A 20368-nucleotide genomic window follows, 5' to 3' on the forward strand; every position below is an offset into this window, starting at 1 on the left:
TAGGGGGCGGGTCGGATGAGAAAACGTGCATGGCTGATGCTTCTGCTTCTGATCGTGGTTGTGATGGTAAGTGCTTGTGGTGAGAAGCTGACTCCTACAGGCAAAGCACAAGTGGTACGAGTCGGTGTATTCAAAAATGTCACACATGCCGCAGCCTATATCGCGCTGGAAAAAGGTTATTTCGTTCGGGAATGGGGCAACGAAGTTAAGATTGAGGTTACAGCCTTCGATAACGGCTCTGACCTATCTATCGCTATGGCGACAGGGGATATCGATATCGGATTCGTTGGTCCTGGACCTGCGACAACTTTCTTTTTGAAAAGTGAGAATTACCGGGTCGTATCCGGTTCGAATAATGGCGGCGCGGTGCTTGTGGCTCGGAATGGCACAGGAATTAATAGCGTTAAAGATTTAGTAGATAAAACAATTGCGATTCCTTCCAAAGGGAACACGAACGAAATCTCACTCCGTCTGCTGCTTGAGCAAGAGGGAGTGGGCTTGGGTCGAGGTGCGGACAACGCCCACCTCATCGTGCGCTCCCCGTCGGATGCGCTGATCTCCTTCCGTCAGAAGGAGATCGATGCGACGCTCGTCCCCGAGCCATGGGGGACACAGATCGAGAAGGCCGGACTTGGCAAAGTCGTCGTCGACTGGAAGGCGATCCCGCCGAACAACGGCAATTATCCGACGGTCATCATGGTCGCGAGCGACAAGTACATTGCGCGGCACCGGGATATGGTGAAAGGCGCGATCAAGGCGAATAGGGATGGCATCGCGTTCATCCAGAACAGTCCGGAGCAAGCCTATGATCTCATCAACAACCAGCTGAAGCAATACAGCGGTAAAGGAATGGACATAGACCTGATCAAAGCCTCACTGAGCCGTTTGAAACTCACCACTGACGTTGACGTCAAGGTGATGGAGGAGATGGCAAAGGTGTCCATCGATGCTCGCTATATTAAGGGCATTAACAAAGAGGAGCTCAACCTTAGTAAATTCGTCGATTTGTCGATGCTCGAAGAAGTAAAGAGCGAGAAGTAAGGTAAGAAGCCTGTTTCGATCCGAATCTTGGATGGAGCTGGCTTCTTTTTCATTCCTACAGGATGAAGAATTATTTTACAGAAAATTTAAAAAATATGAACTCAAAAAAGTATTGTCAAACGAAACCACTTTCATTATACTGGAAATAGTTCCAGTATGAAAGCGATTCCATAGAACGCTTACTTGTTTAATTCTTATCTCGATTCTTTTATTTTAGGTAATATGGAATCGATACCAGACAAGTTTGCAGAAACCAATAGGGAAGGTGGTTATAACATGGAAACGAATCTGCCGCAAGCAAGAGTTGGCGCTGCGGCGAAGAAGAAAAATGCGGATCTGGGGAAAAGAATACTTGGGCACAAGCATTTATATCTCATGCTCCTTCCCTGTATTGTATTTTTCGTTATTTTTTCGTATATCCCGATGGGTGGACTCATGCTAGCCTTTAAGAATTACCAGTTTAACAAGGGAATCCTTGGCAGTCCTTGGGTGGGGTTAACGTATTTCAAAGCCTTTTTTAACGATTATCAAAGCGCAAAGTTGATTAAAAACACACTTATTATCAGCAGTATCAAAGTATTTCTGGGGCTGCCTTTTCCGATTCTGCTTGCGCTGATGTTCAATGAGGTCAGAAGCCGAAGATTTCGCGGAATCACACAGAGCATATCCTATTTGCCGCATTTTCTTTCCTGGGTTATCGTCATTGGCCTTATGCAGCGAGTGCTTGCTCCCGAAACAGGGCTGCTGAACGAGGCAATTCGATTCTTCGGCGGAGACGGAAGTACTTTTTTCATGATGGAGAGCAAGTACTTTTATCCACTCATGTTTGGAAGCCATATTTGGCAAAGCATAGGATGGGATTCCATCATTTATTTGGCCGCTATTGCCAGCATTAATCCTGAGCTGCATGAAGCCGCCAAAATTGATGGTGCTAATAAATGGCATGAAATCTGGCACGTTACCTTGCCGGGCATTCGATTAACGATTTCGATCCTGTTTATTTTGTCGCTGGGCAGCATTCTACAGGCGGGATTTGATCAAATTTATCTCATGAGAACACCTGGAAATATGGAGTTAGCCGATATTCTTGACACCTATATCATTCGTGTAGGGCTTCAAAATGGACAATACGGCTATGCGACTGCTGTTGGTTTAATGCAGGGTGTTATTGGACTGATTCTTGTTGTAGCTGCTAATCGTGCTTCCAAAAAGTTTTTTGACGAATCAATATGGTAACGTTACCATGATTCCGCTTTTCAACTGTTGAAGGACGCCTTCGGGTGTTGTTCATAAAAATTGAAAGATAAGGGGAGTATTGTATGAGCAAAAAATGGGTCAAGTGGGTTACCATGCCTTTGGCAGCAAGTTTGCTGCTTGCCGGTTGTGAAAGTTCCAATCAACCAGCAAGTGGAGGGGACAACGCTAGTTCAACACCGTCAACGACAGCCAGCAGCGGCAAGCCCGCAACTTGGATTGCAGACAGAACAATCAAGGGGCTTCTGTTTATTGACAGCGATGATATAACGAAAGACATCAATCCGGAGATTGCCAAGAAGCTGAAAGAAATGACAGGGATTACTTTGCAAATGGAGGGTGTGAACTCGCAGCATGCGATTGACGGTCTGATTGCAGGGCTGGCTTCCAATGATTTACCGGACTTCATCGTTTATTATCTGAATAACAGCGGTCGCCAAGAAATGCCAGTCATTCTGAAAGCAGCCAAAGAAGACATGTTTACAGACCTGACTCCTCTTATAAAAGGAACCAAGGTGTACAGCAAGTACCTGGATGATAAATATTTGCCGCTTGATACGAAGAACGCTGTTATGTTCCGTCCGGAATTTAATGGCTCCAGTTACTTTGTCCATATGAACGTTCAAAGAGAGGGCGGCTACGAAGAGCGCAAGTATGTCGGAGGTCCTTTTATACGTAAAGATATCGCCGAAGCGCTGAAGGTTGATCCTCGAACGATTAAAACAACGGATCAAGTATATGAATTGGCCCAGAAGATCAAAGACGGCAATTTCAAAGATAAAAACGGAAAAGCGGTTACCCCCCTTGGACCTAGATATTGGGGCAATAGCAATCACGAGAATGGACCTCTATTCAATGATATGACCTGGGGAGCGGTTGACCAACGCTTCGAAAAGAACAAGGAAGGTAAAATTGTTCACGAAAGCAAGACGGAATATCCGCTGAAACGCATTGAGTTTGTTCAAAAATTGCTGAAGGAAAAATTAATGGTTCCGGATTATTACGCGATGCAGGAAAACAAAGCAACGGAAGGAGCTATTAACGGCTCATTTGGCATCATCGGCGATATGCATAGTTATTTGGACTTCAATAAAGACATGAGCTATCTTCCGCTCGGACCTATTAATTCTTTGGATGGAAGCTACCGGATGTCGGTTGACTATAAGAGTGGGTATATGGCCTGGTCGATTCCGAAAACAACGAAAAATCCGCAAGATATCGTCAAATTCGCCGATTTCCTGGCCAGTCGTGAAGGCAAGCTGCTCTGGCAGTACGGTCTAGAGGGAAGAGATTTTACGCTGGATGCCAAAGGCAATCCTTTGGTTAAAAAAGAAGTATTAGAGCTGCGGAACAAAGATCCTAAAGCAGCTAAGGAGCTGGGCTTCGAGGGAGTAGGGAACGGCTGGGGAAGCTATCTCGGCAGTACGGATATCAACAGACTGGGCGATTTCGGCGAAATGCAGTATGGCGATGCCGTTTCACCGGAAGCCAATGCGACACCGCTGAAAATTGCCGAGTACTGGGGCTATGACGAGAAGAAGAAAAACGCAATCATCAACGATGGCTATCGTCCCCTTTCATTTATTAACGAGCATGCGACAGGCAATGAATTAAAAACAGCCTTAACGAACTACAATGAAAGCGTCATTCGTGCGTTCTATGCAAAGAGTATGGATGAAGCGCAAAAAATTCTAGATGCATCGAAAAAGCAACTGCAGGCAGCTGGCTTGGACAAATTCGAAGAACTGCTTCAGAAGAAAGACAGCGATCCGAAAACGAAGGTTATTCTCAAATAATGAATGGATGAGCAGGGAAGCGGGCGCTCCCCCAGATCATGGCGGGAGCGCACTTCTTAGTACGGGGAGAGATTAACGTGGGAAATGAATTTTATAAGCTCTCAGCAGGTGAAAAAATATTCAAGTTCGTTAATTATGCACTCATTATTCTCCTGTGCCTATCCATCATATTGCCTTTTCTGAATATACTGGCACTTTCCTTTAATGCAGGTAAGGATGCGGAAAGAGGAGGCATCTATTTCTGGCCCCGCGTTTGGACGCTAGAAAATTATCGGGAAGTGTTTACATCGGCTAATATCGGCAAAGCATTTGCCATTTCCATATTTCGTACGGCTCTAGGTACCATTGTAGGCGTGTTTTTATCAGCTATGGCCGCCTATACGCTAAAAAGCAAGACGATGCCGGGCGTGCGATTTTTTACACTTATGGTCTTTTTTACGATGCTGTTCTCTGGCGGTATTATTCCTTATTATATGCTGCTCAAAAGTCTGCATTTGACCAATACGATCTGGGTCTATGTCCTTCCGGGACTATATAGTGCGTGGAACTTGATTATCTTGCGGACGTTTTTCCAGCAAATTAGCATCAGTCTGGAGGAATCGGCGAAGCTGGATGGCTGCAGCGATTTTGGTATTTTTATGCGGATTATCATGCCGCTCAGCAAGCCTGTGCTGGCAACTATATCTTTGTTTACAGCAGTGAGTCATTGGAATGATTGGTTCACAGGTGCATTTTATGTTCGAACCGCTTCGCTCAGACCTTTATCTACCCTGCTGCAGGAGATGTTAACCAAACAGGATGCGATTCGGGATTCACTGATGCAGGCCGCCGGTACGACGCAATTTCAAATGCTTGAACGCATGCAGCTTACGGGAGATTCCCTGAAGATGGCGACGATCATCGTGGTTGTGGCACCGATTATTGCTGCCTACCCCTTTATTCAAAAGTATTTTGCTAAGGGTGCGATGATTGGATCGGTCAAAGAATAGACGCCTAAGAGGAGAGGTTGTAAGTGACAGTAATATCAAATCCCTATGACAGACAAGGTATATGGCTGCGAGGCAGCTTTCATAACCATACGACGGCCAGTGACGGGCATCATCCGCTTTGGGTGGTGTACCGCATGTATCATGATTATGACTTTCTAGGCATATCCGATCATGATCTGATTACCGAGCATGAGGGTGAGCACACGATTGGGACTGTATTTGAAGCCATTGAGGTGAGCAGTTCGCAAACGCACATGCTGCTTGTCCACCCTCCGAGATCTCTCATGGACGGCTACTCCAATGAATTTACCATTGCCAATTATCAGAAGCTTTCCGATATATGTGTAGAGAACGGGGGCCTATCTATACTGGCTCATCCGAACCGTTTTTTCTCCCATTATTGGCGGCATGAGGATATGCTCAGCATGCAGCGGTACAATGGCATTGAGGTTGTGAATGGGGATGGAAATCCGGAATACGACATCGCTTTCGATAAATGGGATTATCTATTATCTGCAGGACGCAGGGTATGGGGCTTCGGAAATGATGACTCACACGTCTACGGGCAGGAGAAACGAGCCTGGAATATGGTGCTAACAGAAGAAAATACGAATGGAGCTATTCTTACCGCGATTCGTGAGGGCAGCTTTTATGTTTCTACAGGTTATGGATTTGATGGAATTCGGGTAGAAGACGGTCAAATTATTTATGATCTTCGGTCAAGCCCATTGTATGATAAAATGTATAAATATGTGACATTGATCGGTAAAGAAGGCCGAATACTTCATGAGGAAACAGGAAGAATTAAACAGGTGAAGTATAAGGTCAAAGGCGATGAAGGTTATATCCGCATCGCTGTCTACTTGGAAGGTGGATTCGGGGCTTTCTCTCAGCCATTATTTGTCGAATAATAGAGAAAAATGTGCATGCTGCCAGTAAGAAAGGATGATAATCATGGCGCCAAAAATTAAAGATGTAGCCAAGAAAGCGGGAGTATCCGTAACAACAGTTTCCAGAGTGTTAAACGGAGAAAAATACGTGAAGGACGATCTGAAGGCCAAAGTAAAACGAGCGATTGACGAGCTTGGTTATGCGCCGAGCCACATTGCGAGGAGTTTGGTGCGGAAGAAAACGAACCTGATTGGCGTCATTGTTCCCGATCTGACATCCAGCTTCTATTCCACCATATTGAGCAGCATCGAGGAAACGGCGAGCTTGAATGATTATAACCTTCTGGTCTGCAACATTATCGAGGATACGGATAAAGAGCTGAAATATTTGAATGTGTTTAAAGAGATGCGTGTAGACGGCATTATTATTATGCATGAAAAATTAAGCGATGACATTCGGAGTTTTATTAATAAATTAGATATTCCTGTTATCTTTTCAAGTGTAAGACCTCTAGATCATAAGTTCGTTTCTGTCATTATCGATGATTACGAAGCGGCCTATGATGCGACCCGATATTTAATTGAGCTCGGACATGAGCGAATTGCCTTTATTGGCGGGGATATGAGAGACATCACTTCAGGGCAGAACCGTTATGTAGGCTATCGCAATGCACTCAAAGATCAGGGGGTAAGGATTGTGAATGACTATATCCGGTTCGGAGACTATAAGACGCAGAGCGGATACAATCTGATGAAGGAACTGCTTGCCTGTGAGCCTCGTCCTACGGCTTTATTTGCGGTAAGTGACGATATGGCGGTTGGAGCTATGAACTGCATCCATGACCATCAGCTAAAAGTTCCCGATGACATATCCATTATCGGATTTGATGGAAGCCAACTGACGGAGCTCGTTCGTCCGCGCTTGTCCTCTATGGAACAGCCTATTGAGGATATGGGGAAAATTACGGTGGATACGCTGATTGAATTAATTTCAGATCCTACATTCAGTCCGAGGGAAGATTTGATATTAGGACATAAGCTTGTCGTGCGCGACAGCTGCAAAGCCTATCAAACTGAAGGATAGACAGAGAACGGAGCGGGAGAGGGAGTGCGGAATGAACAAATTTGATGCGGTTGTCATCGGCGATGCCAATATTGATTTAGTAGTGGTGGGCTGTAATCAGATTCCTCTGCCGGGACAGGAAATTTTTGTTGAAGATATGTTGATGCATGTAGGCGGAGGTGCGGCACTATTTACGATTTCATTAGCCAAGTTAGGGCTGCATGTAGCATTTAACGGTGTTCTTGGAGATGATGGCTATGGCCGTTATATCCGGGAACAATTTGGACAATATGGTATCGATACCAGTCTGATCCTGACTAGCCAAACGAGTCGTACAGGCATAACGATAGCGATTAATCCTGAGCAGGATCGTTCTTTCATTACATATGCAGGATCAAACGCGGAGCTGCAAGTAAGCGATCTGGATTTAACTCATGTAACGTTAGGCAGACATGTCCACGTAACCGGTTATCGAGGACGACGCAACCATGGCGAATTCGTCGCTATGGCCAAGAAGTTGAAAGAGATGGGAGTCACCCTTTCTTGCGATGTAGGGTGGGATGATACCGGAGAATGGTATTCCGGGGTGTTTGAATTGATGCGTTATGTAGATGTCTTTCTGATGAACGAAACCGAGGCGCACCACTATACGGGCTTCGAACACATAGATGACTGCTTGAGCTATATGTCGGGCTTCTGTAAGCATGTTGTAGTCAAGCTCGGCCCCAAAGGAGCCGTAGCGATGAAAGACGGTTTGCAAACGTCTCGCCCCGGATTCTCCGTCAAAGCCTTAGATACGACAGGAGCAGGAGATTCGTTTAATGCGGGTTACATGTATGGGTTCTTAACAGGGCTGAATGTCGAGACTTGCCTGTTATATGGCAACGTTTGCGGAGCCATGTCAGTTGAAGCTTATGGCGGCAGCAACGGTACTCCGGATCGGGAAGGGCTGGAAGCTTTTATCAGGCAAAATAAAGAACAGACATCCGACCATTCTGAGGTCATATAACGAGGATATGTCGATGAAATCTAAGTTTGGAATAGAAGATATGCGAGGCTTATCTTCTATTCAGCTTGATTAGCTATGCATTATGCTGGGCATAACTCCAAAAGATTTTAGAGTTGTTCAGCAGCTTTGCGAGGGTAGATGGGGCAATCGCGGCACAAGAAAGGGGCACTGACAAATGGCTAACGATCTGAGGTTCCGGGAGGACGGAACATTTACCATTGTGCAATTCACGGACTTGCATATTGGAGGCGACAGGGACAATGAAGCGGATTTGCGGACGCTCGCTTTAGTCAGAGCAGTGCTAGCGGCGGAGAAGCCGGATCTCATCGTGTATACGGGCGACCTGATTTCAAGCTATGGCGTATCTGACCCTTCCGCATCCTTTCGTAGAGCTATTGCTCCTGCAGTTGAATCTAGCATACCCTGGACGCACGTATTCGGTAATCACGATGCCGAGGAAAATGTGACTCGTGAGGAACTGATGGCGATTGCGCTGACACATAAGACTTGCTACTCGCAAGCAGGACCAGCCGATCTCAGCGGCGTTGGCAATTACATGCTCACAATTCAAAGCGTGGAATCCGAGAATCCGGCTGCTGTGCTTTATTGTCTCGATTCGGGTGCGATGGCGCCAGAATCGGTCGGTGGTTACGCGTGGATTGCCGCTGATCAGGTGCATTGGTATAAGCAACAATCGCTTGCTCTCCGCGAACGGAGCGGGGCAATACGGCCTGGTCTCGCGTTTTTCCATATCCCGCTTCCTGAATACAACGATGTATGGAAACTGGGGAAAGTGAGCGGTATCAAGCACGAAGAGGTATGTTGTCCCAAACTCAACAGCGGGTTATTTGCTGCAATGGTGGAAATGGGCGATGTGATGGGAACCTTTGTCGGACATGATCATGACAATGATTACTGTGGTACGCTGCATGATATTCGGTTATGTTTTGGCCGCGTAACAGGCTATAACACCTACGGAGGCTTACCTCGGGGCGCTCGCGTCATTCGTCTGCAAGAAGGAAGATATTCCTTTGATACATGGCAGCGTCTAGAAGATGGAGGTGTCTTAAGATGACCTTTACAGTTGGGGGAGAAAATGCGGCCCAGACTCTTATTATTCCCATCTGCTCAGACGACATCGAAGAGATGGGAGCGACTCGCCTTCCTTCGTGGCTGCAAGCCTATTCACTTCTGCCTCATATGGGAGAACGAGGGGAGCTGACTTGGCTTCATGGCCGTATTGGAGAGCGGGACGCGCTGCTGGTAGGTTGTGGAGAGGCCTCGCGCCTAGATACGGAACGAATCCGCGAGGCAGCGGGGAATGCAGGACGAGCGGTTAACAAGCACAAGAAAGAGCGAGCAGCCATTAACTTGGGCGAGCTGCTGAAGCGCTGTGAGCATTCGGTTGCTATTCGCGAAGCGGAAGCAGTAACCGCTTGGGTGGAGGGCTGGAAGCTAGGCACCTATGCGTTCGAGGTATATCGAACGAAACAGACCAAGCATGCGGAAGTAAGCTTGCAGTTTCTCACCGATGCAGACTTCGAAGAGGAAGCAAGCGATACATTGAATGAAGCGGTACGATGGGGACGCCTCTATGCAGAGGGGGCGATTCTAGCCCGCAATCTCGCGAATGAGCCCCCCAATATGCTGCGTCCGAAGACCCTCATCGAGAAGACGATGGTACATTTTGCCCGTACGAAGGTTGAGGCTGTCGTTTATGAAGGGGAGCGTCTGGAGCAGTTAGGGATGGTCGGCTTGATCGCCGTGGGCAAGGGCAGCAAGTATCCTCCAGCGCTTCTGGAACTGCGTTATTGTACGGATGAGACATTGCCGCTTACGGCACTTATTGGCAAAGGCATTACTTTTGATACAGGCGGTATCAGTCTAAAGAAGGACTTCGATATCAGCGATATGCGAATGGATATGGCTGGGGCGGCAGCCGTGATAGGCGCCCTTGATATTCTTGCTGCTGGGGATGTGCAGGCGAACGTCGTTGTGCTTATTGCTGCTGCCGAAAATATGCCAGACGGGGAGGCACTGCTGCCTGGCGAGCTGCTGCAATATCCGAACGGCATATCGGTTCAAGTGGGCAATACGGATTCGGAAGGCCGCTTGGTACTAGCCGACGCTTTGATTCATGCTCAGCGCCTTGGGGCAGTGGAAGCCGTTGATATTGCGACCTTGACCTATTCTTGCGGAGCCGCACTAGGTTCCAAGTATGCTGGAATCTGGGGGCATGACGCAATGGTGGCGGAGATCGTACAAGCGGGGAAGCAAGTTAGCGAAAAAGTATGGCAGCTCCCGCTTGTCGATGAATATGAGGCTTACCTGCACAGTGATTATGCGGATATATGCAACATCAGCAGGGTAGGAGAAGCTGGGGCTACGACGGCAGCTTTATTTTTGCGTAAGTTCGTCCAGCCATCGCTGCGTTGGGCTCATATCGATATGGCGTCTTTAAAGGATGTCTCGTCTGCTCAAGGCTGGCATTCGGCAGGCGCGACCGGTTACGGAGCCCGTTTGCTCGCGCAATTTGTGCGCAATCGGAATTCCCGGGATGAGTAGCAGAAGGCAATACGCTTGAAACGACTCATCATGGAGATGGCAGCCTGGTGGTCCGCGGTGAATCTGCAGGCGATCCTGAGGGATCTAACGGAGAGCTGAAACCTACTTCCGTTGGATTAATCCAATGGAAGTAGGGATTTGGTGGCCTGCAAGTCAATTCCATTGGACAATTCCAATGAAAGTATGAATTTCGTTTCCACCCCGCACACCTTTCCATCACCTACTGAATAAATTTGGTAACAGGTCATTTACCCTCAAGTGAAAAGAATTTCTATACACGTGCTTGAAGCAACCATTGCAGTACTCGTGGGAATTCAGTCTGCCGGTCTGGAACTCAGAGTTGCCCTACCCCAAAAAAATGGCCTGTGACCTGCAGTTCCAGTATGGAACGTACAGATTCACAGGCCATGTACATTTTCATTCACGGTGGTGGCCGTTAGGCCATGTTAGTTTGGGGCAGCCTCTTTTGATTTTAGTTCCCGCCAGAGGCAGCCTGTTGCTCATTTTTCTGCTGTTTATGTGCTTTAGCATCGATGACTTTGCCGTTTCCGCTGCCTTTTTCATTCACAGCTGCGAGGTTCATCGCACTGCTTCCTTGAAAAATGCCGCCTTCCTGAATAATGAAGGAGCGGACATCGATATTGCCAACAAGCACGCCGGAGCTGGTCACGATGAGTTTGCCTTTGGTGTGAATATTGCCTTTCACTTTGCCGGCAACGATGACATCGCGTGCCTGGATGTTGGACTGCACAACAGCGTTCTCACCAATGGTGATGTCGCCCGCACACTCAATGTCGCCGTTCATCTGGCCTTCGATGCGTAGGCTGGCTTCGGACATGATTTTACCTTCACAAATGGTACTGCCCCCAATCAATGTGTCGGTTGTTTTAGTATCAATTTGCTTCGTTCTGGAGCTTCCAAGCATTAGGATTCATTCCTTTCTATTGGCAATAAGATAAGGGGAGGGGTTAATCTGGACGCCGTTCTTATGAACTTCATAATGCAGATGGGAGCCCGTGCTTCGTCCTGTGGAGCCGAGTAGGCCGATCTTTTGGCCTTTCGTTACTGATTCTCCGCGTTTGACGAGGATTTTATTCAGATGCATATACTTGGTTCGAAGCCCGCGGGAATGATCGACAACAACATAATTGCCAAGTTCGTTGTCAAAACCGGCCTCTATGACCTTACCCGCCGCAGTTGCAAATACAGAGTCATTGATCTCTCCGTCGAGGTCCAGCCCTGCATGCATGGTCGGTTTAAGTGTAAAAGGATCTCTACGAATGCCGAATCCCGATGTAATGCTGTGAGTGACCGTTGGCCAGATCGTTGGTGTGATGCTTCGCAGGCGCTCTGCTTCTTTCAGCTTGGCTTCCGACTCATTCAGATTCACAAGTAGGGCGTTAATATCTCCAACTAACGTAGAAAGCCCTTGTTTGGTGCTGCTGACCAGATGAGAAACATCTTCCGATGAAACCGGGATCTCGCTGCCCCCGACGTCAGAGCTGGCATCATCCAGCGGCTCTGGGTTTCGTATAGACAGCTTTTTGCTTGTCCCTTTCGTTCCCTCCGGCTCACTCATTAACTGAATGACATGATCGAGTTTCTTAATTTCTTCTAACTTCACCTTAAATTCATTCGCTTGCTGGGATAAGTCAATCAAATTGGTTTGAAGCTGTTCCAGTTCGCTATTTTTAAGTGTAATTTGATTAACCAGTTGGCGTTCTTGTCCATCGAACGTTTGCTGCATGCTGGTTCTCGTTTGATGGGAGTAGATATTCATTAAGTAAATCGTGACAAAAAATCCAATCAACACGAGCAGGATCAAGCTTGGCACAATATACAGACTACTATGCGGAAGCTTGAATCTTACGGTTCGGTGGTTGGCGCCCGGAATGATCATTAAGGTGAGTTCTTTTTTACCCCAGATGAATTTCAACCGATCCTCTTCCTTTCCGTAACAATGTCCCCCTCCTTGATTCGATTGTATTCGTCAATAGGATGAGTCATGCCTAATTTATTATTTTGCTAGAAAGAGGATGTCGGTCATTCGTATTGCCAACATAAGCACTATATGCTATGGGACATACTAAATTTGCCAATCATCCAATCTGTCTTGATCTCAACTTTTCCAATGAAAGTTACGTCTATAAGGTAGATCGATGAGCGATTAGAAGTGAAGGGAGTTATCATAATGTTGAGAAAAACAATTACGCTTTTGGCAATAACGCTATTTGCACTTACAGGGTGTGAATCATCCGGAACAACAAGCGGGCCAGTGAATACTTCAAATTCACCGACACCTAGTTCAGCTATCACGCCACAACCGACAGCTTCGGCTGAAACGCCAGCTCCTAGTTCGACAGCTGTTCCCAATAAAGGTAATGAAACACCGTCGAAGGTATCGATGAACGGGGTAACAGCGGTAAGGCTGGCTGATGCCAAATCCGGCTGGATCGGCGGCAAAGGTTGGATCGCACGGACAGACGATGGCGGCGTAAAATGGAAGGTTCAATACGAGGGGACAGGCGACATTAAGCAGTTGTTTGCACTGAATAGTCAAGATGCTTGGGCGGTTATCGGTGATGAAGGTAAACTGATAAGTACGAAGGATGGAGGTCAGCACTGGACTTCTGTTGGTAAAGTACCGAACCAGGCATTCCTTCATTTTGTAACGAAGCAGGAAGCATTTAGCGGAAATGCACACACGGTGGATGGAGGCGTGAAATGGACTTCCTTGCAAGTACCCGAGGGCACGAAGGGGGACGCCTATTTCCATGATAAAAATAATGGATGGGCTGTTAGACAAGTTAAAGATCATATAGAAGTCCAGCGAACACAGGATGGCGGCAAGACATGGAATAAGGTGATGTCGCGTAAAACAGCAGCCTCATTAACCGGTGTCGTTATTCGTTCAGCGGGTGCAAACGATGCGTGGGTTGAGCTAATTGGGGAATCAGGAATGACCCAAACCTCGTATTCGTTGTTTCACACGAAAGACGGAGGGAAGAACTGGCTGACGGTTCTGGCAAACAGCACCGCCGGAGGTGGTCCAGCCCCTGGGTTGCCTGCGGGTGAGACATCGGGGCCGAAGAACACGGGTGCAAGGCCCGGACCTCTCTACGTCGTGAGTCCAGACGTAGCTTTTATGGGGGGCCAGTGCCCGAGCTGCGACAAGCCGAACTCCGTCGGGTGGACCAAGGACGGCGGCAAGACATGGGTGAACGGCAAGGAGTCGTTCACAGGTTATGGTGAGCTGCTGTTGGCTATGGCAGACATCAATCAAGGCTGGCTCATCACGAATGACAATGAGCAGCCAAGCGTGATGTACACCACCGCTAGCGGTGGTGTCAATTGGAACAAGGTGCATACGTTTGATGCACTGAAATGAAGAAGAAGCCTTTCTGGAAGCAGAGCACTGCTGACAGAAAGGCTTCTTTGCAGTTTTATCACCCATGAAATCCCATCCTCTATACCCCCTGACCTTGTCATCGGCGTAGAATGGTACGTGTAGGTGAGCTCGTGTTTTTCACCACTCCCAAAAGAAAAAATAAAATTGGCATCGACCGTATCGGACATGGTGCGGTGTACTTAGGTAACGGCCTTATGCTGCATACCTTCCGCAAGGGCATTGGAGTCACGATATCTGAATTGAATAGTTCTTGGAAAGAGCGCTTTGTCCAGGCTAAGCGCGTTCTGTAACTCCTCCAAAAGTTCCACGTCATTCTGTCCCGAAGTACTCTTCACCAACTGGAACCCGTTTTGTAGACAATACTTCACTTACAGTCCCTACGTGCAATCCTTTATTCTTGACAGCGGTAATCATGCCATCCAAGGCTGAACTTGCTGATCGAGTAGGATGCATGAGTATTAAGAAACCATTGTCCGCTTTTGTATTTATTTTATGAATAATGGATTGTGGGCTTGGATTTCTCCAATCTATCGTATCTAACGTCCACAACACCGTATTCAGCTTCATACTTTGAGCAACTTCTACAGTCTCTTTATCGAAATCACCCGACGGGGGAGCAAACCATCGGTTTTTTACTTGTAGTTCTTGAGAAAGCAGTTTCTCGGTTTTCGAGATTTCTTGGTAAGCTTGGCTATTGCTTAATTGGCTCATGTTTTTATGAGAATAAGCATGATTGGATAATTCATGACCGCGGTTCAGGATTTGTTTGGCCGTTGTCACATTTTTTTTAAGCCAAGAACCGTCAAGAAAGAAAGTTGTTTTCACATGATGCTTGTCCAGGGTATCGAGAATAACAGGGATATATTCATTTCCCCATGCGACATTGATCATGAAAGAAACCATTGGTTTTTGGGGGTTACCGCGATAAATCGGGGCTGCTCCCAACTGATTAAGATGAATCTCCGCTGGTATTTCCTTATAAACATAATGAATAGATCTGCCGCCAAGGTTATTCTTGTTCATTTCGTATGTCTTTTGAATATCGACTTCCAGACCATTGTAACCAGGGATAGCACCCTCAACACGATCTATTCTGGCGGAAATAGGTAAGATCCGCTTTTTTGGAGCTTCATTCATAATCTCTGTCATGATGGAATCGCCAGCGGATGCTGTGAATCCGAATAAAACAGGCAGCGTACAAAGGATCAAACAATATCGCAGCTTAACATGTGCCATCGCAAAGCACTCCATTTCATGTCTCTTTTAGGTTTAGGCATCTCTATGTCTAATCAATTTTTACAGGGACAGCCTTGTTATAGTTTAGAAGTTGCGAAACGGTAACCAGCTGATAACCCCTACTTTTTAATTCCGGCAAGATGATCTTCAAGGCTGCTATGGTCTGTGTAGGACCTTCAATATAGTCATGAAATAATACAATATTTCCGTTTTTCGCATTCTTTAATACGCGATTTACAATTGTGTTGACCCCTGGTGTACTCCAATCCTTTGTATCCAATTGCCAACTCCACATAATCAACTTATAGCCTTCTGCTCGAACAGCAGCTACAAGTCGTTCGTTATAAAACCCTCCAGGTGGACGAAACAATAGGCAACGTCTTCCTGTTGTGTCATAGATAAGTTCTTCAGTTTGATTAATTTCTTTTTTGATGTTGTTTTTTTTGCTTAGATAGGCGTGGCTATATGTATGATTAGCTATCTCATGACCCTCACGTAGGGTTTGATTTAGAACGTCAGGAAACCGTTTTACTTTATTACCAACAACGAAAAAAGTGGCTCTAGCCTCGTACTGTTTTAGCAGTTTCAGAATCTGAGCTGTGTACTCAGGATGAGGACCATCGTCGAACGTTAGTGCAATGACTTTTTCATCGGTGGTTATTTCCCAAACGATTTCTCCGCGTGTCTCATAATAAGCTCGATCTTTCTTAGGAGCGGCACTAGCAGTTGGCTGCATCAAAAATAGACAACTACACAAAATAATAAATATTTTCATGGTGTTCTCCTTTATACAAGTGAGTGACAAAATTATAGTCTCCAATTAATCGAATCCAATTCAATATAAATTTGGATTGTTTTAGTTCTTAAGGTGATTTTGAGCAAAAAAAAGACAGGTTGCGGCCGCAACCTGTCTTTTTGCACCATCTTATTAGTTCTTCGGCTGGTCACCGCCATTACTGCTGTTTCCGGAATTGTTCCCATTCCCGTTTCCATTAAAAAACGTAGTCGTCAATGCACGAATCTTCTCCATGAATTTCCCGTACCCATATCCGGTAAGAAATGCCACACTGATACGAGCGGCCATCGAGTCTCCGACCTGCAGCAGCAGAATGCCGCTCTCGAATAAGACGATGGTAATGATCGCTGATCCAAAGCATAGTATCGGACGCATCAGGTACCAGTACACCCACTGGGTAGTGAGGTCGTGGTAATGCTCATGAAACATGCGCAGTCCATACAGCGCTCCGCCTAAAGCTCCCGCAAATCCAAAGCACGCGTACTCGTGATATAGATTTACGTCGACACCGAGCAGTTTCCCCTGAACAGAACCGCTGCCCAGCACAGCCATCATCCAGAGGCTGCCGACGAACCAGATAAGCAAATAAGAGAAGATAAACTGCTTGCCGAATCGGTGAAGGGGATCCATAAATAAAACACCGCCCTATACATGGTTAATACCATTGTATGAGCGGTGTAGTTGTTGATGCCTGCATGTAGGGACGTTTCTCCGATAACTTTAAGTATTGCATGATGGCTGTGGAGCAGTCTTGCGCCGTATATTTTTGATGGTTGCGGATATCTGTTCTACGTTTCACAAGCTCGGGATACTGTTCAAGCAGTAATTTAAACCAGTGATCTATCATCTCTAGTGAAATAATTTTCTGTCCATAACCCTGTTCCTGAAAATAGTCGCAGTTCTTCTCTTCTTGACCTGGAATTGGGCTGTAGAACAGCATCGGAATGCCTTTGGCCATTGCTTCTGTACAAGTCATCCCGCCCGGCTTCGTAATGAGCAGATCGGAGATGTCCATCAGCTTGTTAATCTCGCTTGTATAACCGATTAGATGTACGTTAGGCTGCCGGAACACGTCTTCCTCGAGTAGTTGTTGACGCGCTTTTTCATTCGTTCCTAGGCAGATTAGAAGCTGGATATCCTTGCTCCAACTTGCCAAGTACGTCAGCAGTTCTTCCTTTTCTTCCTTTTTAAATACACCCCAACCGCCTCCCATGACCATAACCGTGGGCATTGCTTTTAGACCAAATTCTTGGCGAATCTGCTCTTTGCTATGTTCCAAACGGAAATTAGGATGCACAGGAATCCCCGTGACTTCAACATGCGTTTCCGGCACGCCGCGTCCTATTAAGCGTTCTCTCACCATGGGGGTTGAAACCAAATATTTGTCTACTGCCGGATCAATCCATGTGCCGTGAACGTCGTAATCGGTGATGACGGTGAAGAGTGGAACATCAAGTCCAGCTCTTTTGAGACGAGAGACGATAATGCTCGGAAAAGGATGCGTGCAAACAATGATATCTGGTCTTAGCTGCTTGATGATTGCTTTCGTTTGGGAATAGAAAATACGATGTAGAACAAGCGCCGCAACGCGACTTGGCGACTTTTCGTACTGATTACGGTAAAGCATACCATAGAGTTTGGGTTGTGATGTAACCGTGCGGCGGTATGCCGAAAAGATCCAAGGTGCTAAGGTAGGGTGTAAAAAAGCGCCAAGCTCGATCACACGTGTAATAATCTCAGATGAGCTTTGCCTAAGCTCCACTGAAAGCGCGTGAGCCGCTTGCGTATGACCTTTCCCGAAGCCCTCGGATAAGAGCAAAACCCGTTTTTTTCGCAAGGAACTCACCTTTCTTAGTAAACCATTTCTTTGTGACCTATTTATAAGGGTATAGCCTTTAAATTTGTGAAGACTTTCGCTTAGATGCATAACATTTACGACACACAGGTACATAGCTTTCATTACCGCCAATTTGAATCTGTTCACCGTGGAAGATCGGCTCCCCGTCTTTGCAGCGCATATTCATAATCGCTTTTTTGTCGCAGTACCAGCAAACGGTTTTGATCTCCTCAATCGTGTCAGCGACAGCTAATAAGGCATCGCTTCCTTCGAATAATTGCCCCATGAAATCAGCCCTGAGCCCATAAGCAATAACGGGAATATCCAATTCGTCCACAATTTCAATTAATTGAGCAACCTGCTCTTTATTCAAAAACTGCGCTTCGTCAACCAAAATGCAGTTTGGGCGTTCTGTACTCGCGAGTGCAATCATATCCAAGTTCTTGTCGACGACGATAGCGACCTTTTGCATGCCGATTCTGGAGACGACTTTGCCAACCCCGAAACGGTCATCTACGACGGACGTGAGAAGCAGGACTTTCTTTCCTTGTTCTTCATAATTATGTGCAACACGTAAAACTTCAATTGATTTACCACTGTTCATTGTGCCATAACGGAAATACAATTTTGCCAAGCTGGGCCATTCCCCTCTACGGATGTAATAAATGTTATATGGTGAAAAAGTAAGTAGCGGTCATACTATCGAGCTCTGCCAGTTTAACGGCGGATTGAAAGCTTGCTTCTGAGGCGAGCTTATCGCCGATCAGTGGCTGTTTCTTGTAAGGCTTTCGAATTTTGACTTCTATACTGCCTGGAACAGGCTCCCTATTGATTTGAATCCGTTGGGGCTCGTACATCAGCACATGGATGATTTCCCTGGAAGTCGCATTATTACTCTGCAAAAGCTCCTGGATCAATTCGTGATCCATAAGGGAAGGAATGCGTTCCTTCATACCAGGGTTCGACTCGCAGTGATGAGCAGCGGCCTTGGCCAGCAGAGCATCCATCGCAAGAAACTGTGGGTTCAGAAAGAGTCTGTGGTCCTCGACAACCGCATGAACGAGCGCAGCAGCCGTATCTTCGTCAGCTTCCACATAATGACCGCGCAAGCGAAGCCCTTTGACAATCTCAGAGGGTGGACGTACTTGTTGTCCGGCATAATAAGTATCTCTTAGAAAGCTATCCAGATGATCGAGCCCGAGCAGCGTAGTTTTATTCGTAAGAGGGCTATCTTGATGCAAAATATCCACAATCGACGGTGGCGAAATGCCATGCTTGATGAGAATATCAGCAACGACGCCGCGCCTAATCAATTGCTCCGTCTGCTGATGATGATCGTACCCAAGTGTTCTCTCAACCGCATGGGAGAAAGGCAAGTGTCCAATATCATGAAGAAGCGCAGCAATACGCAGATGAGGTTCATCTGGGCAAAAGTGAGCCATCAATGACCAGACGCCTACGGTATGTTCAAAACGGGAATGTGTCATCGGTGAAAAAAGCGCAGATGCCCCGAAGTGATGCAGAAACTTCAGACGGCGAACCGGCTGCGACCGGAAAAGCTCAACTTCAATCGGATGGGCATTCATTTGCCATTGATAGAGAGGCTCCCAGATCGTTCCGGTTGAAAAAGTATGCTGTATACTCAAAACAGAGTTCCTCCTAGGCTGTGGAATCTGGATGTATGTTCATTGCAGCGGTATAAGCTATCATAGCATGAAACATAGAAAGTTTGCTATCATGGTCCTATGAAAAAGAAACTCAAAACTTGGCTTTGGATACTCGTCGCTTTGTTCCTAATCATCCTGTTTTACTTTTCTTTCATGAGTTGGAAAGTTAACTATACTTGGAAACATTCCCATGGAACTCCTAGTGATTGTATCATTATTCTAGGCGCTGCGGTATGGGATGGCAAGCCGAGTCCGGCTTTACGTGAGCGATTGGATATTGCGGTGGAGGCTTACAGCAGCGGATTAGCTCCGAATATTATTGCCAGTGGGGGGATAGGCGGCAGTGAACCCTCTGAAGCTGTAACGATGAAACGTTATTTAATGGAGAAAGGAGTACCGGAGCGGGCCATCCTTTTAGAGGAGAGGTCACGAAGCACCATGGAGAATTTACAGAACAGTCAAGCGATTATGATGGAAAAAGGATATCGGACAGCGGTGATTGTAACGCATGGCTTCCATGCTTATCGGGCATCTCTGATGGCGAGAAGCCTGGGAATGACATCGACGGTGGAGCCGGTTCAGATTCGTCCGCTTTCATTGACGTACTATACGTTAAGGGAGTGTGCAGGCATTGCTATCTTTACACTGGAATCTATTATAATGAAACCCTTTTCATATTAATTATTTTTGAATTGAACTATAGGATATCAAGTGTTAATATAATATAAAAAATATTGAGAATATTTCATCTAATTAATTGGCTTGGTTTAGGTGGAATAGACATTCGCGTGTCATCACTTTTTAGCGCTTTAACGC

Annotated in this window: 20 protein-coding genes; 12 read left to right on the forward strand and 8 right to left on the reverse strand. The window is 46.5% G+C overall.

Going from position 1 to position 20368, the window contains the following annotated elements; all coding sequences use genetic code 11:
- Positions 1–15 precede the first annotated feature (15 nt).
- The 9 genes from QFZ80_RS37855 (at position 16) to QFZ80_RS37895 (ending at position 10607) form a co-directional block, all read left to right on the forward strand.
- On the forward strand, positions 16–1041 hold the full coding sequence (locus QFZ80_RS37855; protein ID WP_307563735.1) for an ABC transporter substrate-binding protein: 1026 nt from the start codon (positions 16–18) through the stop codon (positions 1039–1041).
- Positions 1042–1416: 375 nt separating this feature from the next.
- Entirely contained in the window at positions 1417–2277 is an 861-nt protein-coding gene (locus tag QFZ80_RS37860) for an ABC transporter permease (RefSeq protein ID WP_373460466.1), read from the forward strand.
- An 83-nt stretch (positions 2278–2360) separates the two neighbouring features.
- The gene (locus QFZ80_RS37865; protein ID WP_307563737.1) at positions 2361–4091 is read left to right on the forward strand and encodes an extracellular solute-binding protein; all 1731 of its coding nucleotides are present in this window, start codon (positions 2361–2363) and stop codon (positions 4089–4091) included.
- 77 nt (positions 4092–4168) lie between these two features.
- Positions 4169–5080, forward strand: a complete 912-nt coding sequence (locus QFZ80_RS37870) for a carbohydrate ABC transporter permease (protein WP_307549929.1) — start codon at positions 4169–4171, stop codon at positions 5078–5080.
- Positions 5081–5103: 23 nt separating this feature from the next.
- The gene (locus QFZ80_RS37875; protein WP_307563739.1) at positions 5104–5991 is read left to right on the forward strand and encodes a CehA/McbA family metallohydrolase domain-containing protein; all 888 of its coding nucleotides are present in this window, start codon (positions 5104–5106) and stop codon (positions 5989–5991) included.
- A 43-nt stretch (positions 5992–6034) separates the two neighbouring features.
- Positions 6035–7054, forward strand: a complete 1020-nt coding sequence (locus QFZ80_RS37880) for a LacI family DNA-binding transcriptional regulator (RefSeq protein ID WP_307563741.1) — start codon at positions 6035–6037, stop codon at positions 7052–7054.
- 31 nt (positions 7055–7085) lie between these two features.
- Positions 7086–8042, forward strand: coding sequence for a carbohydrate kinase family protein (locus tag QFZ80_RS37885; RefSeq protein WP_307549924.1), 957 nt, complete (start codon positions 7086–7088; stop codon positions 8040–8042).
- Between the two features lie 175 nt (positions 8043–8217).
- On the forward strand, positions 8218–9117 hold the full coding sequence (locus QFZ80_RS37890; protein ID WP_307549922.1) for a metallophosphoesterase family protein: 900 nt from the start codon (positions 8218–8220) through the stop codon (positions 9115–9117).
- On the forward strand, positions 9114–10607 hold the full coding sequence (locus QFZ80_RS37895) for a leucyl aminopeptidase family protein (protein WP_307563743.1): 1494 nt from the start codon (positions 9114–9116) through the stop codon (positions 10605–10607). The genes QFZ80_RS37890 and QFZ80_RS37895 overlap by 4 nt, the downstream gene beginning before the upstream one ends.
- A gap of 472 nt (positions 10608–11079) precedes the next feature.
- On the opposite strand, the gene QFZ80_RS37900 is transcribed toward QFZ80_RS37895, so the two are convergent.
- Positions 11080–11532, reverse strand: coding sequence for a bactofilin family protein (locus QFZ80_RS37900; RefSeq protein WP_307563745.1), 453 nt, complete (start codon positions 11530–11532; stop codon positions 11080–11082).
- Positions 11533–11538: 6 nt separating this feature from the next.
- Positions 11539–12543, reverse strand: a complete 1005-nt coding sequence (locus QFZ80_RS37905; RefSeq protein ID WP_307549914.1) for a M23 family metallopeptidase — start codon at positions 12541–12543, stop codon at positions 11539–11541.
- 255 nt (positions 12544–12798) lie between these two features.
- Here QFZ80_RS37905 and QFZ80_RS37910 point away from each other — a divergent pair, with 255 nt between their 5' ends.
- Positions 12799–13995, forward strand: coding sequence for a WD40/YVTN/BNR-like repeat-containing protein (locus QFZ80_RS37910; protein WP_307563747.1), 1197 nt, complete (start codon positions 12799–12801; stop codon positions 13993–13995).
- Positions 13996–14105: 110 nt separating this feature from the next.
- Positions 14106–14306: a C40 family peptidase gene (locus QFZ80_RS37915; RefSeq protein ID WP_307549910.1), complete on the forward strand. Its 201-nt coding sequence runs from the start codon at positions 14106–14108 to the stop codon at positions 14304–14306.
- Positions 14307–14325: 19 nt separating this feature from the next.
- Here QFZ80_RS37915 and QFZ80_RS37920 read toward each other — a convergent pair whose 3' ends face one another.
- The 6 genes from QFZ80_RS37920 to QFZ80_RS37945 form a co-directional block, all read right to left on the reverse strand.
- Positions 14326–15252: a polysaccharide deacetylase family protein gene (locus tag QFZ80_RS37920; protein WP_307563750.1), complete on the reverse strand. Its 927-nt coding sequence runs from the start codon at positions 15250–15252 to the stop codon at positions 14326–14328.
- Positions 15253–15301: 49 nt separating this feature from the next.
- Complete coding sequence (locus tag QFZ80_RS37925; RefSeq protein ID WP_307563752.1) at positions 15302–16027, reverse strand: polysaccharide deacetylase family protein; 726 nt, start codon at positions 16025–16027, stop codon at positions 15302–15304.
- Between the two features lie 153 nt (positions 16028–16180).
- On the reverse strand, positions 16181–16678 hold the full coding sequence (locus tag QFZ80_RS37930; RefSeq protein ID WP_307563754.1) for a hypothetical protein: 498 nt from the start codon (positions 16676–16678) through the stop codon (positions 16181–16183).
- Between the two features lie 25 nt (positions 16679–16703).
- Positions 16704–17885 (reverse strand): MGDG synthase family glycosyltransferase, encoded by a 1182-nt coding sequence (locus QFZ80_RS37935; RefSeq protein ID WP_307563757.1) that lies wholly within the window; start codon positions 17883–17885, stop codon positions 16704–16706.
- A gap of 58 nt (positions 17886–17943) precedes the next feature.
- Positions 17944–18519: a thymidine kinase gene (locus QFZ80_RS37940; protein WP_307563759.1), complete on the reverse strand. Its 576-nt coding sequence runs from the start codon at positions 18517–18519 to the stop codon at positions 17944–17946.
- A 34-nt stretch (positions 18520–18553) separates the two neighbouring features.
- Positions 18554–19531 (reverse strand): HD domain-containing protein, encoded by a 978-nt coding sequence (locus tag QFZ80_RS37945; RefSeq protein ID WP_307563761.1) that lies wholly within the window; start codon positions 19529–19531, stop codon positions 18554–18556.
- Positions 19532–19630: 99 nt separating this feature from the next.
- Between QFZ80_RS37945 and QFZ80_RS37950 the strand changes: the two genes are divergently transcribed.
- Complete coding sequence (locus QFZ80_RS37950; RefSeq protein WP_307549900.1) at positions 19631–20233, forward strand: YdcF family protein; 603 nt, start codon at positions 19631–19633, stop codon at positions 20231–20233.
- Positions 20234–20368 lie beyond the last annotated feature (135 nt).

Source organism: Paenibacillus sp. V4I7, from assembly GCF_030817275.1.
Lineage (GTDB): Bacteria > Bacillota > Bacilli > Paenibacillales > NBRC-103111 > Paenibacillus_E.